We start from the raw sequence: 352 nt of genomic DNA on the forward strand, positions 1-352 counted from the left end.
TGTGGCACTTCCCCTCTTAGTCGGCTATTTGAGCGACAGATAAGGATTGTTCGGTGGAACGGCATCGAATATGTGCGATGGGTCTTCGAGCAAATAGCCATGCACCTGGCGCGTTTTGCGCGGTCCCATGACCTCGCACGTCCTGATGTTCAGACCCGATGGCTGTTTCCTGTGGAGTCCGAGTTTTTCAAAGCGCTTCTGCACCCACTGCCAGTCCTGCAGGGCCGCGTCCTTCGCAAGCGGCCCAATGGTTGGATGCTCTTGTGCGTAGCGCTGGAAAACACCAGGGCTGATCAGGTAAACCGTGTCGGACACGGTATGTACCAGGGCCTTGGCGTCATTGATGATGAGC

Annotated in this window: 1 protein-coding gene; it reads right to left on the minus strand. The window is 56.2% G+C overall.

What is annotated here, in order from left to right:
• Positions 1 to 24 precede the first annotated feature (24 nt).
• The coding region (locus tag RVY79_RS18130) for a conjugal transfer nickase/helicase domain-containing protein (RefSeq protein ID WP_317465918.1) at positions 25 to 352 on the minus strand (328 nt) is incomplete at its 5' end.

Source organism: Chromohalobacter sp. HP20-39, assembly GCF_033052815.1.
Classification (GTDB): domain Bacteria; phylum Pseudomonadota; class Gammaproteobacteria; order Pseudomonadales; family Halomonadaceae; genus Chromohalobacter.